The sequence below is a fragment of the Pseudoalteromonas prydzensis genome (assembly GCF_001661495.1).
GTDB lineage: Bacteria > Pseudomonadota > Gammaproteobacteria > Enterobacterales > Alteromonadaceae > Pseudoalteromonas > Pseudoalteromonas prydzensis.
Window position 1 is genome coordinate 52,353 of record NZ_BDDT01000017.1, and the last position, 16,393, is coordinate 68,745.

Consider the following 16,393-nt stretch of genomic DNA (forward strand, 5'->3'; position numbering starts at 1 on the left):
TGGCGGAGTGGACGGGACTCGAACCCGCGACCCCCGGCGTGACAGGCCGGTATTCTAACCAACTGAACTACCACTCCATAATAAGAATATGTTTTACAACCATATGTTGTGTAAGCGTTGGCGGAGTGGACGGGACTCGAACCCGCGACCCCCGGCGTGACAGGCCGGTATTCTAACCAACTGAACTACCACTCCAGCACGTACTTACAAATTGTCGAAAATTGGCGGAGTGGACGGGACTCGAACCCGCGACCCCCGGCGTGACAGGCCGGTATTCTAACCAACTGAACTACCACTCCGCATTTTCGTTGCTGTCTGAGTCTCCCCTGACAGCGGCGTGAATAATACGAACCAACCCCTACTTCGTCAAGGGCTTTTTTGTTTTTTTATAGGTTTTTTAGTCATCTGACATCGAAAGGTTTAAAATTTCACCGGTTCTATCACTTTTTGAACCATTTTTATCAAGTTGTTTTTTTTCTTCACTTTGCTGCTCATTTTCAACTGCTGTTTTTTTCTGCAAAAATGGTAGCTTAATTTTTGGTAGCAGCGATTTTTTCTGAACAAAGACACGAATTGCTAACCAACCAAGGAATAAGATGAGCAGATTTCCACCAACAATTAAACTTATTAATGTCATTGTTGCCATTGATTCTGCTTCTTTAGCAACTCTTTCTATCTCTTGTTGCTCTGCTTCACTAATAACGGGTGCTGGTAATTCAGGTACTACTTCTATTGGTCGCTCTATCTCAAACTTATAAGTGGGGAGCGTTGCCATAAATTCACGGCCATTCACATTAGTGCCAAAAACAGACAGTTCAACACTGTATCTACCCCAATCATAATTTTTAATTGCCAATTCGCGGGTTAAACCATTATTAGCGTCCAAGGTAAACATCTGCTCTTCATTATTGGGGTAATAAATTTTGCCTTGGATCAATACGGTTTCAGGCTGCACAATTTGCTTATCGAGGGTGATGGTTAATTGATGTTCTTGTAGGTCATCCTCGGCTAGTGCGATGCTATAACTAAAAGGAGGCTCTTTAACTTCTAAAATATCTTGAACGACTGTGCGCTTTAATAGTGGGGTTTCAATGTAAAGTTCCGGTTGCCATTGTCCGGCTGGGAAAACTAATTTAAATTCTCCGGTAAAAACGCCGTCTTTGGGGCGCTCATCAAAACCACGGCCGTCATCTTTAAACTCTGCAACATTGTGAGTACCCGCACCAAAGTTAGCAAAGTCACTGTTGTTGGTACTAATAAAGTCAACATGTAAGCTAACTACATCACGAAATAAGCCGGTATTTATTGGCTGACCATCATTTAAAATCCGCCCAGTCATTTTTACCGTCTCGCCACGAAATAAAAGCGCTGGTAATGGCTCAACTTGTAGCTCTACTTCACCAAGTACTACAATTCTGCTTTTCGGTAAAATACTGCCAACCACTTGCCAAGGGCCTGGCATAGGGTTTTTTATGGTGATCAAGTCATAGCTGAGTTCATCAAACCATTGCAGATTGTCATCCTTTCTTGCTGACGTTGCATAGTATTTACTGCCATCAGGTTTAACTAAAACGACCGCAGGCGCACCGGGCTTACGAAAAAACAATAAGGTAATTTCGTCAACTTTATAATCGATGCGAAAACGATTTTCCAATAATGGAATTTCATTTTGCTGCCCATCACGTTGCAGTAAGGTTATTTTATCTTCACTGGTTGCATTGCTGGTACTTGGTAACATCATTACCAAACACACAGCTAATAGTATGCTTCTCATGCTTTGCCTTATTCGGCACGCCATAAACATTGGCTACCGACTATATTTAACCGTTCTTCATGAGCCAGTTGCTCGTCACTACTGGCATGCAGGACTACCAACGGCGCTCGGTTGGGATCTAAACGACGCAATTCTTTTTGCTGCTGTTCACTGCCTTGATTTTTATTTTGATTCAGGTTGAGCTTTACTTGCCCACCAGTCATCGCTAAATAAACGTCAGCTAAGATCTCCGAATCCAGTAACGCGCCGTGTAAGGTACGTTTCGTGTTATCGACATCATAACGACGACATAATGCATCAAGATTGTTCTTCTGACCTGGATGCAAGTCACGCGCCATTTTGAGGGTGTCGAGAACTTGGCAGTAATCGTGAGTTTTTTGATAACCTTGATTAAGTAGCGCAAATTCATTATCCATATGGCCGACATCGAACGGCGCATTATGAATTACTAGCTCCGCCCCTTTAATATAGTCGAGAAATTCTTGGGCGATTTGATGAAATAGCGGTTTATCACGTAAAAACTCGTTAGTGATACCGTGAACATCAATGGCTTCTTCTTCACTTTTACGCTGCGGATTAATATAAACGTGAAAGTTATTGCCAGTTAAACGGCGATTAACTAATTCCACACAGCCGATTTCAATAATACGATGCCCCTGTTTGGGGTCGATGCCGGTGGTTTCTGTATCTAAAACTATTTGTCTACGTGCCATATCGAATTTAGCCTGACTCTGGTATCTTTCTATAATCACTTTATTGTACATAAGATCAAGGGAAAACAGTGCAAAAAACCGTAGAGATTTACACCGATGGCTCATGTTTAGGTAATCCGGGCCCCGGCGGTTATGGTATTTTTATGTTTTATAATGACCACGAAAAAAAATTAAGCCAAGGTTACACCCTCACCACTAATAACCGCATGGAAATGCTCGCAGCAATTGTTGCACTAGAAAGTTTGAACCGTCCTTGTGAGATTAACCTCACCACCGACAGCCAATATGTAAAACAAGGGATTGAATCCTGGCTTGCCAACTGGAAAAAACGCGGCTGGAAGACCGCCGCAAAAAAACCAGTTAAAAATGTCGATTTATGGAAACGCCTCGACGAAGCCTGCGCCCGTCACAACATTACCTGGAAATGGGTAAAAGGTCACAGCGGCAATAAATATAACGAAATAGTTGATGATTTAGCCCGTGATGCCGCTGGCAGTAAAAACTTACTTGAAGATACAGGCTATAAACCAGAATAGCCTAATTTAAAAAATTCACCGCAAAGCATTTAACAACTTAGTTATATGATATAAGATTTAGCTATATCATATAACGGAGTTGTTTAATGTCTATTTTAGTCGAGTCTTTTTTTCATCAACAAAGTGCGACCTTTAGCTATTTAGTGTCTTGCAGTGTCACTAAGGCAGCCATGTTGATTGATAGCCCTGCAGACTTTAACGCAGCCAGCGGCATACTAAGCTTTAATACCGCCAATGACATTATTCGCCATATCGATGAAAACAAGCTGCTGCTTGAGTGGGTTTTAGAAACTCATGCCCATGCCGACCACATTACCGCAGCCAGTTATATTAAGCAGCAATTAGGCACAACTCACCCTTGTAAGCTCGCAACTGGCAGTAAAATAACACAAGTGCAGCAACACTTTAGCCGCTTATATGATATCGATATGCCCTGTGACGGCAGCCCTTTTGAACAACTGTTTAACGATAATGACAACTTTATGCTTGGCGAGTCTAACGTTACTGTGATCGCAACACCTGGGCATACCCCAGATAGTGTGTGCTATTTAGTTGAAGGGAATTTATTTGTCGGTGACACCTTCTTTATGCCCGATAGCGGCACCGCTCGCTGTGACTTTCCAGGCGGCAGTGCCAAGCAGTTGTATCAGTCGCTACAACGAATACTGTCATTACCAGATCAAACCATATTATGGATGTGCCATGACTATCAACCAAATGGCCGCGAGTTAGCCAATAAAAGCACAGTTGCACAGCAGCGGAAAAGTAATATTCATCTACAAGCTAATGAGCAGGATTATATTCAGACTCGGCAAACACGCGATGCCACTCTCAATGTCCCTGCTTTACTTCACCCAGCAATACAAATGAACATTCGCGCAGGACAATTACCACAAGCAAAACAGAATGAGCAACGCTATTTAACTATCCCGCTCACGGTGCTGCTTTGAGGTTTGTCGCAACCCTGCACCTTTAACTGGCGCAAATTGAGGGCGTGCATGCCACTTAGGTTTTATTGGTGTCAATGGTGCTACTCGCTTGCGTGCTACTAACATATATACACTGCCCATCGGTTTTAAGTATTGCTTAGTAAAACGTCGCCATGACGCAAACCGCGATAAGCGATTACCGCGCGCCAACGATGAATAAATAAACCGCTCATCACTGACAATTTCAAAACCAAGTAAGTTAAGCCAGTCTTTGACACGTGCGGGGGTAAAAAAGCGCCCTGTCCAAGGTAACTTTTGGCCACTAAAAGGCAGTAATTGCGCCAAACCACACAAGCTAAATGGGTTAAAGCCGGTGATCACCATGTAACCACCGGGGATCAAAGTGCGATGTGCTTCACGTAATATATGATGCGGATCAGAATGATATTCTAAACAATGGCTTAAAATACACGCATCGATACTATGCTCGTAAAAGGGTAATTCATCAATATCTGCTACCACGCCAGTGAATGGCCCAGATTCCGCCACACACACTTGATGTTTTATCGTGCTTTTACTGGTATTGAGTTCACCACTCAAATTTCCCAGTTTTAACATGTGATAACCAAACATACGCGGTAACCACTTATCCATTTTACGTTCTATATCGCTGCGTAAATAGTCACCATGAGGAAACTCTTGCCACGACAGTGGTTTGGGTCCTTCTTGAAAACTAAGGGCTGGTTTCATTCGCTGAGCTCGTTATACTGTGTAATATCGTCACTTTATAGAGCAAAGTCACATGGTGCAAGTCAAAGCAATTAAAGCCTTTTCAGATAATTATATTTGGTGCCTCAACGAGCCTGGAAGCACTGCGGCTTGGGTAGTCGACCCTGGCCAAGCAGAGCCTGTACTCAACTATTTAGCTGAGGCAGGCTTAACCCTTGCGGGGATTTTAATTACCCACCATCATTATGACCATACGGATGGCGTAAATACCTTGCGAGAAGAGTTTGCCGGTATTGACGTCTACGGCCCAGCTAATAGCCCATTTAAAGGGATCACCAAAGCACTAAATGACGGTGATAAAATCACGGTACTGAATACTGAGTTTACGATTATTACCACGCCAGGGCACACCCTAGATCATATTTGTTATACCAATCCTGCGCTTGCTTTCACTGGCGATACTTTATTTAGCGGTGGCTGCGGGCGTTTATTTGAAGGGACTGCGGAGCAAATGCAGTACTCTTTTGATAAATTAAAAAAATTACCCTCAACGTGCAAAATTTATTGTACCCATGAATATACACAAGCCAATTTAGCCTTTGCGTTGGCAGTTGAACCTAGCAACCGCGATTTAATTGAGTACGCGCAATGGGTGGATACAAAACGCAACAATAAGCAAATTACCTTACCAAGCACGCTCGCGTTAGAACTAAAAATTAACCCGTTTATGCGCAGTGATATTGCAGGCATAACAGACAACTTACCTAAGCAATATAATCCGTTTACAAAAAACATATTACAAAATAATGAACCTTGGCAAAACTTTGCAGGTCTTAGAACCTGGAAAGACCACTTTTAAAAATATTACCTGATAATAATCAACCTATTATCAGGCTAATCAGTCAGTTGTTGCAGTTTTTAAATGGTCAAAAAGTGGCAATGTTAGCTCATTACGGGTAATATTCGCCGAGTTTTTTACCTGATGTATTGGTATTTATGAATAAATCCCCCCTCGTTTTAGCCTTGGCGTTAGTGCTAAGTGGTTGTCAAACATTGACATCAACATCGTCTGATGACGCAATTGCCAATCAAGCAACGCAACCGCAATTTGAAGGCGCAAGCCCGAACGATATTAGCGAAGCATTAATGATCAATGCGCAATACCATCAATTGAATGATGTAGATGCAGCGCCACCGGTTTTTGATGATGTCTGGGAGCGCATTCGTTACCAATTATCAATAGAAGTGCCGCAAAACCGCCCTGTGGTTACCGAGCGTAATTATTATGCAAAGCACCAAGCTTACCTTGATCGTATTTCAAAACGTGCTGAGCCTTACCTGCATTTTATTGTAGAAGAAGTTGAAAAGCGCAACATGCCGATCGAGATTGCATTACTGCCGATTGTAGAAAGTGCCTTTGACCCATTCGGTTATTCAAACCGCAGTGCATCGGGTATTTGGCAATTTATGCCGCAAACCGGTGAGCGTTTTGATTTAAAACAAAACTGGTGGTACGACGGTCGTCGTGACATTGTGCAATCAACTCGAGCCGCGCTTGATTACCTATCTTATTTGCACAAAACCTTAGATGGTGACTGGCTGAATGCGATTGCCGCGTATAATTCAGGTGAAGGTCGTTTGTTACGCGCGATAAAAAAGAATCGCAAAAAACATTTACCGACCGATTTTTGGTCGCTTGATTTACCAAGCGAAACCACCGCTTATGTACCAAAACTACTTGCACTGTCTGACTTATTAAAACGCGCTGATGAATTTGGCCTAAACTGGAACCCAATCATCAATGCACAAGTTGTCGAAGCAGTTGATATTGGCTCTCAAATTGATCTGGCGTTAGCGGCTCAAATGGCCGATATCAGCTTAACAGAACTGTATCGCTTAAACCCTGGGTTTAATCGCTGGGCAACGGATCCAAATGGTCCACACTTTTTATTATTACCCACTGATAAAGTTGAACAGTTTCAGCAGTTATTAGCAAAAACGGCACTTAAAGATCGCTTACGTTGGCAACAATATATTGTCGCCAACGGTGATAGCCTCTCTGTGATTGCGAAAAAGTTTGCAACCAGTACCAGTGCTATCAAATCACTAAACAAGCTCAAATCAAATACCATTCGGGTAGGTCAGCAATTATTGGTGCCATTGAGTGATGGAGCAATTAATAGCGCACATTTACCTGAACAAGTGCGCTTAGCAGCCAATAAAAACAGCCAAAAGAAGCTCTCTCACACGGTTAAAAGTGGTGATACCCTTTGGGATATTAGTCGAGAGTATGATGTTACCATTAATGAACTGGCAAAATGGAACAAGCTTAAAAAGAACAGCGTATTACGTTTAGGTCAAAAGTTAACTGTTTATAAAACATCAAGTAATACGCAAACCGCTTTGATCAGCAGCAATCGTACTATTACCTATAAAGTGCGCCGCGGTGACTCGTTGGCACGTATCGCCGATAAGTTTAACTTAAGCGTTAACGACATTATTAAGTGGAATAACCTTGCTGGGCAAAAATATCTACAGCCGGGGCAAAAGTTAAAACTTAAAGTGGATGTAAAAAGCACCTAAACAAATCGTGCAGACAATAAAAAAGAGCGAACACGCTCTTTTTTATTGCCTTTACTCTGGAATTTTAGCAAGCCACTGCTTTAACCATGGCTCAGTAACAGGCCAAGGTTCAAAATCTTCGCACGCATCAATTTCTAAGCGATGACCAACGGGTTTGGCTTGTAAGTCACGAAACAATTCATCAAAACTGCGCCCTGCACCACAAAAGGTATCACCGTAGCTTCTGTCACCCATCGCAATAATTCCGTAAGGCTTACCTGTTAGCATAGGAAATTGACTATTAAGCTGGGCGTAAAACGGCGCTAAATTATCAGGAATGTCACCCTGACCAGTGGTAGAGGTGATCACTAAAATGTGACTGGCCGATTTTATATCGTCAATGGTTGGAGAGCTTATCAGCTTAACCTGATGGCCTGCTTGCTCAATCGCCTCAATAACCTCATCACTTAGGCGCTCGGCGCCACCGTACACACTGCCGACAAAGACACTTATAGTTGCCATTAATAATCCTTTTCTTGATTGGGCCAGCCTAGTTGAGTACAAATGTTCAGCATTGCCTCGCCCAGTGGCGCTTTAATTTTTATTAGTTGCTGAGTATAAGGGTGCACAAAGTTAAGCTCAGTTGCAAATAACATTAATCGACGCAGTGCAAAATGATCCCTAAAAAACTGATTATGTTGGTTGTCACCATGATTTACATCACCAATGATCGGTAAAGATAAGTGTTTTAAATGACGGCGGATTTGATGCTTGCGCCCCGTTTTAGGAAAACACTCAACCAAGGAATACCGTACTGTCGGGTATTTACCAATTGGTATTGGCAAGGTTGCCTGATGCAAACAATTAAATTGAGTTTGCGCTTCTTGCGCGGCTTTATCTTGTGCTGCAAATTTATCTGCTATTTTATCCAGCTCTTCTTTTAATGGCTTGTCTAAATATACCGACTCTGGGGCAAAGCCACGCACTAACGCTAAATAACGTTTAGTAATTTGATTATCAATAAATAACTGATTGATATCGCGTGCAGCATCAGAGCTTAATGCAAACAGCAAGACGCCCGAAGTAGGCCTGTCTAAACGATGAACAGGAAACACATGTTGGCCAATTTGATCGCGTAGCATCTGCATCGCAAATTGCGTTTCGTGTTTGTCTAAAAATGAGCGATGCACTAACAAACCAGACGGTTTATTAATGGCAATATAGTTTTCATCACGATACAAAATTTCAAGCTCACCAAACTCAACGGGGGCTAGGCGTTCATTCATTATTACTTCCTAATAATTGATCAAGCTGGGCCAGCAGTTGCGTAATTGCTATACCACCCGGTTTTTGCGCGAGCATCAGTTCAGCCATTGGCGCGATAGCAAAATTACTGGGTAACGGGTGAACTTCACTGATCAATAACTGCATTTTTTCAATAAATACAAATTGCAGCCATTGCTCAAACGCCATAGTATCGTGGCAAAAAGGCACTGTTGAATTTAACGCGCTTGGGTCTATCGGCTCATCTTGCCACAATTGGTGCTGCTTTAATAAGGCTATTAGTTGCGTTAAATACGCTTGGGTCTGTTGGTACATAACCGCCCTCTTTGATTATCATTGCGTGATTATACCCTGTTCCCACATGGCCTGCTATGACGTATAATTTGCAGAATTTTGCAGTAAAAATCAGTGGATCATTATGACCGAGCAAATCGCAACTTTAGGGCAATTACTTGATGGCGCAGGCACCACATGGCGCGTTTTTGATATTGGCAGACATATAACCAAGCTAGATAAGAAGCAGTTTCTGGCCATTGAGCAGGCGCAAATCCCCTACCCTTTTCCTTTAGCTGGCCATGCTTGGTTAGCCATTCAATTTTGGGATAGCAAAGCCAGTAGTGAACCCTATGTATGGTTTTTAAAGTTTCCAGTTGACGAGCAAAGTAAGTTGGTTTGTGCAAGCCGCGACCATTTTGCCAATATGGTGATTGAAGCAATTGGTAATGACTTAACCGGCAGCCAAGCCGACGGTAAACTTGATAACAACCCTTACGTTTTTACCCCCAATGCCAATAAATTAGCCGCCTTTAACGCACAATTAAAAGTACTGTTAAAACAACCTGCGTCACAATATTACGAATACAGCCAATTGTATTTTAGTGGCAAACTCGGGTTTGATAATTGGCAAAGTGTTGCGGTGCAAGGCATTGCTGATTTTGCGCTACGCTTAGATGATGATAAAAACTTAGCCGCGTTACAAAATGCTTGGCAGCAGCTGCCAGCAGAGGTATTACAGCCACTCAGTGCCATGCTTGAACATGTTGAAATCCCCCCATCATTAAGCGAGCAACTGTTAAGCTATGCTCAACAAGCCATTACACAAAAAGATACATTAGCACTGTGCTGCGCCTTGCGAGCAATGTCTAAAGCACAAGCGCAGACACTAACAGCACAATTAGTGGATACCATTTTACAGTCAGATATTGCCTGTGAGTCAGATGTTCTGCAAACCATAGCAGGTCGCTGCTTTAATTTACTAAGCGACCCTGAACGGTTGCATATTTTTATGGATAACTGCGCCCACCAGCAACAGATTGAAGAATTATTCCCAAGTATTTTCGCGGATTTAGTTGCAATACCCAGTATTCGCCCGCACTTATTAGGTTTGTTACGTAAAGAAAATCGCAGCGAAACCCTCGCCCGCGCAATTGGAAGGTTATTCTCGTAAATGGCAAGTTTGTGGACATTCATTATCATTGGTGCGGTTATTTATCTGTTTTGGCTTAATCGTAAAGTGGCTGAGGCTGCCAATGCGCATGCCAAACGGCAAAGCGATCAACTGCAAGTACAGTTAATGAGTGTCGCCTGTATTAAACGCCGCTTTGGCTTATTAAAAAGCGGCAAACCAGGTATTAAGAGCGAGTTTATTTTTGAGTTTTCCAGTGATGGTGAAAGTGTTTACCAAGGCGTGTTGTTGATGGAAAATGAAATGCTAAAAAGTGTGGTAGTACCACCGCATAAGATCTAGTTAGAAAGTTAGAAATGGTTTTGTGGGTGGCTGTTATATGTCAACTTAAAAAACTAAGGCGTAACATATAGTTACGCCCCAATCTGACTTCGTCCATAACAAGGCATCCATACCTACGCCGAAGCTACCATTTTTATCTATCCCCTGAACGGGTATATATCCAAATACACCCTCACATTGCATCTATGCAATATCCTACACGTCCTAGTGTTATCCTCTTGCCAGCCTGGCCGTCCTGCGGTTCCAACCGCTCCTATTACTTCCTGTAATATAATCCTTTGAGTTGTCCTTATCATTAGCTCCGCTAATGTGCCGCATCCTGGCGGTGTCCTTGTTCGTCCTTGCATCCGTGTTAACTTGTCCGTTTGCTTCCTGCTAAGCTTCATGCTTAATTGCCATAATCCATTTCCTTGGCAGCAGCTCATTCATTGAGTCTGTGTCGTCTTGACAAAGTAAAGTTTAAAGCAAAGTGGAGTTAGCGATAGTTACAAATAACAATAATTTTCATGTCACAATTTTGCAAAAACAATAGAGTTAATATAAAACAATAACTTAACTACTTAACAGCACTAATCATAGAGGAATAAACGGCTAAAGCGCACGATAATGTAAGATATCTCTCACAGTGATATTTCCATAATGGCGTTTATACCTTATCAATGTCATTCAGCTGATTTAAACAGCAGTTCACCTTGTACATTATTAAACGTAAGGTGCTGTAAAGACGTAAACCCTTCACTGGCAAAAAATGCGGTGTGCTGCTCTTGGGTAACAAAAACCGCCATGCCTGAGGCACTCTCATTACTTTGCACTAAATCATTTAAGCCGCGTAATAAGTAGCGACCAATACCTTGGCCATGAAAATGCGGATCAACGGCAATAAATGCTAAAAAGTAATAATTACCTTGGCTGCTGAGCGCATTGCGGATCGTTTGTTCTTTTTCAATCAATTGATTGGTTTGTAAATAACCTGCGCTGAGCATTAACTTTAAACGCCAATGCCAATAACGCTGGGCTTGTAACTGACTATCGGATTCAAACACACACGCGACTGCTTTTAACCTATCTTGTTTATATAAACCAATTAACGGCTGTTTTTCTTGCCAAAATGTGTTGAGCTCTTCGCGGATCAAAGCACGTAGTTTTTTTTCATAGCTGGCTTTATTTGATTCACTGTAGTTTAGCAAAGGCTGTAAGAGCGGATCATCATGATAGGCTTGGTAAATTAAACTCGCTGCGATACTGATGTCTTCTGCGGCTATATACTGCACACGTAATGTTTCATTCTCAGTCTCTACGGTCATGACTTATCCTTATTTTTATTTTGATTTTTTCTGTAGCAACAGCTATAGGTATATTCCTATCTGCATTAAAAGGCAAATTCAGCGGGTGTTAAACTCTAACAACCCATCATAAAGTTCTATTACTGTTTTTCAGTTATCATCAAGGAGCACGACATGGATACCACTAAACACGATATCAATACACTCTTCAAACAGCTGGGCTTAGCAAGTTCAGAGAGTGAAATTGATACTTTTATTGCTGCTCATTCACTACCTGACACCACCTTGTTGCAAGATGCGCCATTTTGGGATCAAGCACAACGCCACTTTATTGCAGAGTCATTAGCAGAAGACGGCGATTGGAGTGAAGTGATTGATGAACTGGATGTACGTTTACGTCAGCAGTAAAAGTACTTGGCTACAGCCAACCACCTGTTATTATACCCGGCGCAGCACATCTGCGTGTTGCGCCTTACTTTAAAGAGTTTAAAAATAGAATGAATGCCGTTGTTTTTGATGCAATCAAAGCCCTTCTTGACGAAGGCAAAACCCCTACTGTCGCTTTAACTAAAAGTAAACTAACACAACCGATCCCGTTACCTGTTATTATTGCAGCCGTAAGCCAATATAAAAATAACCCAGATTCTATTCATAACTTGGCAAAATCAGCCAATGTTGCAGTTGAGGCTGTCAGTGATGTAAGTCAACTTGATCGTATTGAGCAAAAGCTTGATCGCTTACTCGCCCTACTCGAAAATAAAAACTAGAGACTTTACATGTTTGTTGTTGATTTAACGTTTGATTGTTACCAAGATACAACCCTTGAAAATGCCGAGCAAGCAATAAATCGCTTAGTGAATGCATTGCGCTTTAACGGCCAAATAATGGGTGAAGAATTTCCAACTGTGCTAAAAGATGGCTACTTCGTTACCCGCGTTATGTGCCCGACCGATGATGCAATGCACCCACTTAACAACAGCCCGTTTGTTAAACACAGTATTGATAAACTTCACGATGCCGGGTTGCTGGCCCCTAAAATCAAAGTGATTGGTCAAGATATCCACTCTAATGGCGCTGATCAGTGCCATGAACCATCGAGTTATATTTTATATACCACGTATGTTCATACATGTAGTCCATTGTATTGTGGTGATGACTTTTTACCGGTGCCGTTATTTCGCATTCCTGCGATTGCCAATGGTGATTATAAAACCCTAATAAAGTGGCAAGAAGATTGGCAAGCGTGTGATCAAATTCAAATTAATGGCGCTACACGATGTGAATTTCCCGCTTTAGATGAAATATCAAACCTTGATAGCGATCTTTCACGCCGTGGTAAAGATATTGCCAAACGAGTGAGCTTTTTGACTAAAAAGCCTGTGTATTATTATTTGTATCGGGTGGGCGGCAAAGACAAAAACTCAGAACGCGAACGAAAGTGTCCAAGCTGTAATGGTGACTGGAAGTTACCTGAATCATGGTTTGGGTTATTTGATTTTCGCTGTGAGCCATGTGGCTTAGTGTCGAATATATCGTGGGATTTTCAGTAACAAATCGCTTCTAATAAAGCACTGCGCAGCGTTTGCTACTGCGCAGTAACAACACTTACACTGTCAGTGCTGTTATAAAAGAGCTAAGATCAGCGCTAAGCACATGATGAGGTTTTTTACCTACATACTCTAAACACACTTCCCCTGTTTCTAATAACACCGAAACCAATAAATCTTCTTGCTCAGTCAGACCAATAAATACGGTGGCTGGTTGTTTTAATTTGCGCTTCATTAATACATGACCCGTTATATTTTGCTGCAGCAAATCAAAATCATCATCGCTCCACGCCTGTAGTAGCTCCACATTATGACCATCAATGTTGGCTGTGATGCAACCGCCAAAAAACGCGCCATAGTACTGTTGCAGCGCCTTTGGAAACTCAACCTCTAACGCCTTTGCTAAATCAGTTAACGAGCCAGCTGGAGTGCGAGTAACGGCCTGCCATTGGATCATTCCATGCTCATCTGGGTTGCCAACCTCACACGGACTTGGCCAATCACTGTCATGTGCAATCTGAGGTAATGTGCCTGTTTGCGCTTGTTGCTTACTAGCAAAGCGTTGATGGAGTTGTTCTAACTGGGTAACAATAGTCATGCTGTGAAACTCATAAGCTTTAGGTATAATAGCGCTATTGTAACTACAAAAGACCTAACATGACAGATTACAGCAACGCACCAGAATTAAAAGGCAGTGTGCTTGGTCAATCAACTGAGTATGTTGATACGTATACACCTAGCCTACTGTTTCCAATCGCCCGAAAACTTAACCGCGACGATTTAAGCATTGATGAAAACGCCCTGCCTTTTAAAGGCCAAGATATTTGGACTGGTTACGAGCTTTCGTGGTTAAACGCAAAAGGTAAGCCCGTAGTTGCTGTAGCAAGTTTTGAATTTCCTTGTCAGAGCAGCCATATTATTGAATCTAAGTCGTTCAAACTGTACTTAAATAGCTTTAATCAGACTCGTTTTGATTCCGTTGATGATGTTGCCGCCATTTTAACCGCTGACTTATCAAGCGCAGTAGCAATGCCTATTACCGTCACTTTATACAGCCCGACAGATTATAACTGCTTGCCTTGTACTCCTTTGCCAGGTGTGTGCATTGATGAGTTAGACATTGAAGTAACTGACTACCAACTTGGCGCTCATAGTTTAAAAGCATCAGGCAGCGAAGTGATCACCGAAACGCTGCACAGTCATTTATTAAAATCCAACTGCTTGATCACCTCGCAGCCTGATTGGGCAAGCATTATTATTCGTTATACTGGTGAGCAAATATGTCACGAATCATTGCTGCGTTATTTAATTTCATTTCGTACTCATAATGAATTTCATGAGCAATGCGTAGAGCGTATTTATTGTGACTTAATGACGCAATTGAATTTACAAAAGCTGGAAGTGTACGCCCGTTACACCCGCCGTGGCGGACTCGACATCAACCCGTACCGTTCAACGGATCAGGATAAAACACCATTCAAGGTGAAAATAAACCGCCAGTAATTTCCAAATCCCCGAGCCAGCTCGGGGGTGTATTGTTAGCTCGTTAACGTTCAACTCTTTTCGTCGGTATAGGCATACCGCACACATCAATATAATTAGGCGTTTCGACAAACCATGCTTCTGAGCGATTTTGTCGTGCTTTGATCAAGGCTAAAAATGCGTTGGAATCAGTACGCATAACTTTAAACTGGCTGTTATCTTGCTGACTAATATCAGCTAACACTTGTAGATCTGTAATAGGATTAAAAACAGTGTTTTTAGTGCTCGTACGAGATAAACGATTAAAATGCTCCATCCCCTCCAGCACACGGCCAAACACGGTAATATTACGATCCAAATAACGCGGGCCTTGCCCTATTGTGACATAAAACTCAGTGCCACCACTGTTAATATCGTTATCCCGTGCCATTGCAAATATCCCATTACAATGCACTTGCCACGTTTGTGTTTGCGCATCGTTTTGCGCCACAGCAAAGCCATTCAAAAATCCGGTAATTGGCGCATAGCCATCATTATGATCAAGTTCGGTAATATTAACAGGGCTTGAAGTTGTTAAATAAAACTCGGCCGGTATCGCTTTAACAGCACTTTTGACTGGTTTTTTACCACTTTCATCGCCACCTTGCGCTACAAAACCTTCCACAAAGCGATACACATTTAAATTTTTATAAAAGCCTTCACGGGCGAGCTGTTTGATATTTTGCGTGTGTTTTGGTGCAAGCAGCGGGTTAAGTTCAATATAAGCGGCACCGGTTGGCAGGGTAATTTTGATAATATTGTCAGCATCCACTAAGCGCCATTGCTGCTGCGTTGCTTGATTAATAATTTGCGCCGCCGTGGGCTGAGTATCAGCTTGTGCCATACTCATTTGGCTCGCTAATAACGTACCACCAATAAAGCATAATTTTTTAAACATGTTGCACCTATAATTATTGTTATGGCGCTAGATTATTTGGTTAAGCTGTTTTTATCAAGCCAAAACTGCGGTTGATGAATTGGCGCACTGCGTGGTAGTAAGGGATTCGTCAGTTCAATAATACGGCGATTTTTTAAATCAGCTTGTGCAATAACGGCAGCAAAATATTTGAAGAATAACGTGTCAAAAGAGCCATCAGCAATCGCTGCTAATAGACCATCATTGAGTAGTTTGTGTAATGCTTGATTATCATTCGCCACAAAAAAATAGACTGCTGATGGATAGCGAATAGCAATATGCGGCTCGTGAATAATATCATCACCATGGTTTTTGGGTAAATCAAAGATATCGTATGGCAGCGCGTCAATGCGTCCAGAGCGAAGCATTTCGATGGGTTCAGCACCCGTGCCATACATTAGCGTATCTAACTCATTACGTTTAAAAATAGCCGTGTCCGGCCAATCTTCCCGTAAACCAAATACAAAGGGAATAAGTTGTCTTGCATGAGTGACTTCTGCAAACATGTCTTTGTGGCTAATATGCACCACAGGGATGCGATAACCCAATAAACCTCTATCTATGGGGATCAAAACTGCTTTAGCCTGGTTTTCCCATTCAGAACTCGTGGCTCCCCAAAACACATCGATGCCATTTTTCTCACCTAGTAACCTTATAGCCCTGCTTTGCGAAGGAATATCGGGTACTTCACTGGGCACCATAGTAATAGCAGATTTACTAAGTATCAGCGTGAGTAACTCAGCTGGATAAGCATGGCCACCAGCAGAGTAGCGAACCGTTAATGGTGTACTCGCCAAACCATTAAAAGAGATCAGCAAGCAGGCGAGTAGCAGTTTTTTCAACGTATATCAG

The 16,393-nt window shown here is 42.2% G+C and carries 20 protein-coding genes and 3 tRNA genes; 10 read left to right on the top strand and 13 right to left on the bottom strand.

All coding sequences use genetic code 11. The features are described 5' to 3' along the window. The 5 genes from A7968_RS20225 to dnaQ all read right to left on the bottom strand — a co-directional run bounded on the left by A7968_RS20225 (position 1) and on the right by dnaQ (position 2,487). Positions 1–77, bottom strand: a tRNA-Asp gene (locus A7968_RS20225). Positions 78–118: 41 nt separating this feature from the next. Next, positions 119–195, bottom strand: a tRNA-Asp gene (locus A7968_RS20230). A gap of 27 nt (positions 196–222) precedes the next feature. Continuing rightward, a tRNA-Asp gene (locus tag A7968_RS20235) sits at positions 223–299 on the bottom strand. A 98-nt stretch (positions 300–397) separates the two neighbouring features. Next, a complete protein-coding gene (locus A7968_RS20240; protein WP_064668338.1) occupies positions 398–1,774 on the bottom strand; it encodes a TIGR03503 family protein in 1,377 nt (458 codons plus the stop codon). A gap of 8 nt (positions 1,775–1,782) precedes the next feature. Beyond that, positions 1,783–2,487 carry a DNA polymerase III subunit epsilon gene (gene dnaQ, locus A7968_RS20245; RefSeq protein WP_064668339.1) on the bottom strand — a complete coding sequence of 235 codons (705 nt, stop codon included), beginning with the start codon at positions 2,485–2,487 and terminating at the stop codon, positions 1,783–1,785. 68 nt (positions 2,488–2,555) lie between these two features. On the opposite strand from dnaQ, the gene rnhA reads away from it, so the two are divergent. Then, complete coding sequence (gene rnhA / locus A7968_RS20250) at positions 2,556–3,023, top strand: ribonuclease HI (protein WP_064668340.1); 468 nt, start codon at positions 2,556–2,558, stop codon at positions 3,021–3,023. Between the two features lie 86 nt (positions 3,024–3,109). After that, the gene (locus tag A7968_RS20255; RefSeq protein ID WP_064668341.1) at positions 3,110–3,973 is read left to right on the top strand and encodes an MBL fold metallo-hydrolase; all 864 of its coding nucleotides are present in this window, start codon (positions 3,110–3,112) and stop codon (positions 3,971–3,973) included. Here A7968_RS20255 and A7968_RS20260 read toward each other — a convergent pair. Then, complete coding sequence (locus tag A7968_RS20260) at positions 3,944–4,702, bottom strand: class I SAM-dependent methyltransferase (RefSeq protein ID WP_064668342.1); 759 nt, start codon at positions 4,700–4,702, stop codon at positions 3,944–3,946. The genes A7968_RS20255 and A7968_RS20260 overlap by 30 nt on opposite strands. A gap of 52 nt (positions 4,703–4,754) precedes the next feature. On the opposite strand from A7968_RS20260, the gene gloB reads away from it, so the two are divergent. Together gloB and A7968_RS20270 are read left to right on the top strand one after the other, a co-directional pair. After that, positions 4,755–5,540 carry a hydroxyacylglutathione hydrolase gene (gene gloB / locus A7968_RS20265; RefSeq protein WP_064668343.1) on the top strand — a complete coding sequence of 262 codons (786 nt, stop codon included), beginning with the start codon at positions 4,755–4,757 and terminating at the stop codon, positions 5,538–5,540. Between the two features lie 137 nt (positions 5,541–5,677). Then, the gene (locus A7968_RS20270; protein ID WP_064668344.1) at positions 5,678–7,264 is read left to right on the top strand and encodes a LysM peptidoglycan-binding domain-containing protein; all 1,587 of its coding nucleotides are present in this window, start codon (positions 5,678–5,680) and stop codon (positions 7,262–7,264) included. A gap of 51 nt (positions 7,265–7,315) precedes the next feature. Here A7968_RS20270 and A7968_RS20275 read toward each other — a convergent pair whose 3' ends face one another. The 3 genes from A7968_RS20275 to A7968_RS20285 are packed head-to-tail and all read right to left on the bottom strand — an operon-like array spanning position 7,316 to position 8,842. Then, positions 7,316–7,765, bottom strand: a complete 450-nt coding sequence (locus tag A7968_RS20275; RefSeq protein WP_064668345.1) for a flavodoxin — start codon at positions 7,763–7,765, stop codon at positions 7,316–7,318. After that, positions 7,765–8,529: a tRNA pseudouridine(65) synthase TruC gene (gene truC / locus A7968_RS20280; protein WP_064668346.1), complete on the bottom strand. Its 765-nt coding sequence runs from the start codon at positions 8,527–8,529 to the stop codon at positions 7,765–7,767. Before truC ends, A7968_RS20275 begins: the two co-directional genes overlap by 1 nt. Then, a complete protein-coding gene (locus A7968_RS20285; protein ID WP_064668347.1) occupies positions 8,522–8,842 on the bottom strand; it encodes a YqcC family protein in 321 nt (106 codons plus the stop codon). The genes truC and A7968_RS20285 overlap by 8 nt, the downstream gene beginning before the upstream one ends. 103 nt (positions 8,843–8,945) lie before the next feature. On the opposite strand from A7968_RS20285, the gene A7968_RS20290 reads away from it, so the two are divergent. Both A7968_RS20290 and A7968_RS20295 read left to right on the top strand, forming a co-directional pair. Next, positions 8,946–9,974, top strand: a complete 1,029-nt coding sequence (locus tag A7968_RS20290) for a DUF3549 family protein (RefSeq protein ID WP_064668348.1) — start codon at positions 8,946–8,948, stop codon at positions 9,972–9,974. Continuing rightward, positions 9,975–10,274, top strand: coding sequence for a DUF3301 domain-containing protein (locus tag A7968_RS20295; RefSeq protein WP_064668349.1), 300 nt, complete (start codon positions 9,975–9,977; stop codon positions 10,272–10,274). A gap of 662 nt (positions 10,275–10,936) precedes the next feature. Here A7968_RS20295 and A7968_RS20300 read toward each other — a convergent pair. Next, positions 10,937–11,578, bottom strand: a complete 642-nt coding sequence (locus A7968_RS20300) for a GNAT family N-acetyltransferase (RefSeq protein WP_064668350.1) — start codon at positions 11,576–11,578, stop codon at positions 10,937–10,939. Between the two features lie 153 nt (positions 11,579–11,731). Between A7968_RS20300 and A7968_RS20305 the strand changes: the two genes are divergently transcribed. The 3 genes from A7968_RS20305 (at position 11,732) to A7968_RS20315 (ending at position 13,107) form a co-directional block, all read left to right on the top strand. Further along, entirely contained in the window at positions 11,732–11,965 is a 234-nt protein-coding gene (locus A7968_RS20305) for a DUF2789 domain-containing protein (RefSeq protein WP_064668351.1), read from the top strand. A gap of 89 nt (positions 11,966–12,054) precedes the next feature. Continuing rightward, positions 12,055–12,324 (top strand): hypothetical protein, encoded by a 270-nt coding sequence (locus A7968_RS20310; protein ID WP_064668352.1) that lies wholly within the window; start codon positions 12,055–12,057, stop codon positions 12,322–12,324. Between the two features lie 9 nt (positions 12,325–12,333). After that, positions 12,334–13,107: a Zn-ribbon-containing protein gene (locus tag A7968_RS20315; RefSeq protein WP_064668353.1), complete on the top strand. Its 774-nt coding sequence runs from the start codon at positions 12,334–12,336 to the stop codon at positions 13,105–13,107. A 55-nt stretch (positions 13,108–13,162) separates the two neighbouring features. On the opposite strand, the gene syd is transcribed toward A7968_RS20315, so the two are convergent. After that, entirely contained in the window at positions 13,163–13,702 is a 540-nt protein-coding gene (gene syd, locus A7968_RS20320) for a SecY-interacting protein (protein ID WP_064668354.1), read from the bottom strand. 59 nt (positions 13,703–13,761) lie between these two features. On the opposite strand from syd, the gene queF reads away from it, so the two are divergent. After that, positions 13,762–14,607 carry an NADPH-dependent 7-cyano-7-deazaguanine reductase QueF gene (gene queF / locus A7968_RS20325; protein WP_064668355.1) on the top strand — a complete coding sequence of 282 codons (846 nt, stop codon included), beginning with the start codon at positions 13,762–13,764 and terminating at the stop codon, positions 14,605–14,607. Between the two features lie 43 nt (positions 14,608–14,650). On the opposite strand, the gene A7968_RS20330 is transcribed toward queF, so the two are convergent. Together A7968_RS20330 and A7968_RS20335 are read right to left on the bottom strand one after the other, a co-directional pair. After that, the gene (locus tag A7968_RS20330) at positions 14,651–15,475 is read right to left on the bottom strand and encodes a peptidylprolyl isomerase (protein WP_227008910.1); all 825 of its coding nucleotides are present in this window, start codon (positions 15,473–15,475) and stop codon (positions 14,651–14,653) included. An 80-nt stretch (positions 15,476–15,555) separates the two neighbouring features. After that, on the bottom strand, positions 15,556–16,383 hold the full coding sequence (locus A7968_RS20335; protein WP_064668356.1) for a transporter substrate-binding domain-containing protein: 828 nt from the start codon (positions 16,381–16,383) through the stop codon (positions 15,556–15,558). Positions 16,384–16,393: the final 10 nt, after the last annotated feature.

Excerpts from the sequence above, each read along its gene's own strand:
- A7968_RS20270 (WP_064668344.1), top strand. The coding sequence starts at position 5,678 with ATGAATAAATCCCCCCTCGTTTTAGCCTTGGCGTTAGTGCTAAGTGGT.
- queF (WP_064668355.1), top strand. The coding sequence starts at position 13,762 with ATGACAGATTACAGCAACGCACCAGAATTAAAAGGCAGTGTGCTTGGT.
- A7968_RS20305 (WP_064668351.1), top strand. The coding sequence starts at position 11,732 with ATGGATACCACTAAACACGATATCAATACACTCTTCAAACAGCTGGGC.
- A7968_RS20240 (WP_064668338.1), bottom strand. The coding sequence starts at position 1,774 with ATGAGAAGCATACTATTAGCTGTGTGTTTGGTAATGATGTTACCAAGT.
- truC (WP_064668346.1), bottom strand. The coding sequence starts at position 8,529 with ATGAATGAACGCCTAGCCCCCGTTGAGTTTGGTGAGCTTGAAATTTTG.
- gloB (WP_064668343.1), top strand. The coding sequence starts at position 4,755 with ATGGTGCAAGTCAAAGCAATTAAAGCCTTTTCAGATAATTATATTTGG.
- A7968_RS20315 (WP_064668353.1), top strand. The coding sequence starts at position 12,334 with ATGTTTGTTGTTGATTTAACGTTTGATTGTTACCAAGATACAACCCTT.
- A7968_RS20330 (WP_227008910.1), bottom strand. The coding sequence starts at position 15,475 with ATGAGTATGGCACAAGCTGATACTCAGCCCACGGCGGCGCAAATTATT.
- A7968_RS20300 (WP_064668350.1), bottom strand. The coding sequence starts at position 11,578 with ATGACCGTAGAGACTGAGAATGAAACATTACGTGTGCAGTATATAGCC.
- A7968_RS20255 (WP_064668341.1), top strand. The coding sequence starts at position 3,110 with ATGTCTATTTTAGTCGAGTCTTTTTTTCATCAACAAAGTGCGACCTTT.
- A7968_RS20295 (WP_064668349.1), top strand. The coding sequence starts at position 9,975 with ATGGCAAGTTTGTGGACATTCATTATCATTGGTGCGGTTATTTATCTG.
- A7968_RS20260 (WP_064668342.1), bottom strand. The coding sequence starts at position 4,702 with ATGAAACCAGCCCTTAGTTTTCAAGAAGGACCCAAACCACTGTCGTGG.
- A7968_RS20275 (WP_064668345.1), bottom strand. The coding sequence starts at position 7,765 with ATGGCAACTATAAGTGTCTTTGTCGGCAGTGTGTACGGTGGCGCCGAG.
- A7968_RS20290 (WP_064668348.1), top strand. The coding sequence starts at position 8,946 with ATGACCGAGCAAATCGCAACTTTAGGGCAATTACTTGATGGCGCAGGC.
- syd (WP_064668354.1), bottom strand. The coding sequence starts at position 13,702 with ATGACTATTGTTACCCAGTTAGAACAACTCCATCAACGCTTTGCTAGT.
- A7968_RS20285 (WP_064668347.1), bottom strand. The coding sequence starts at position 8,842 with ATGTACCAACAGACCCAAGCGTATTTAACGCAACTAATAGCCTTATTA.
- A7968_RS20310 (WP_064668352.1), top strand. The coding sequence starts at position 12,055 with ATGAATGCCGTTGTTTTTGATGCAATCAAAGCCCTTCTTGACGAAGGC.
- dnaQ (WP_064668339.1), bottom strand. The coding sequence starts at position 2,487 with ATGGCACGTAGACAAATAGTTTTAGATACAGAAACCACCGGCATCGAC.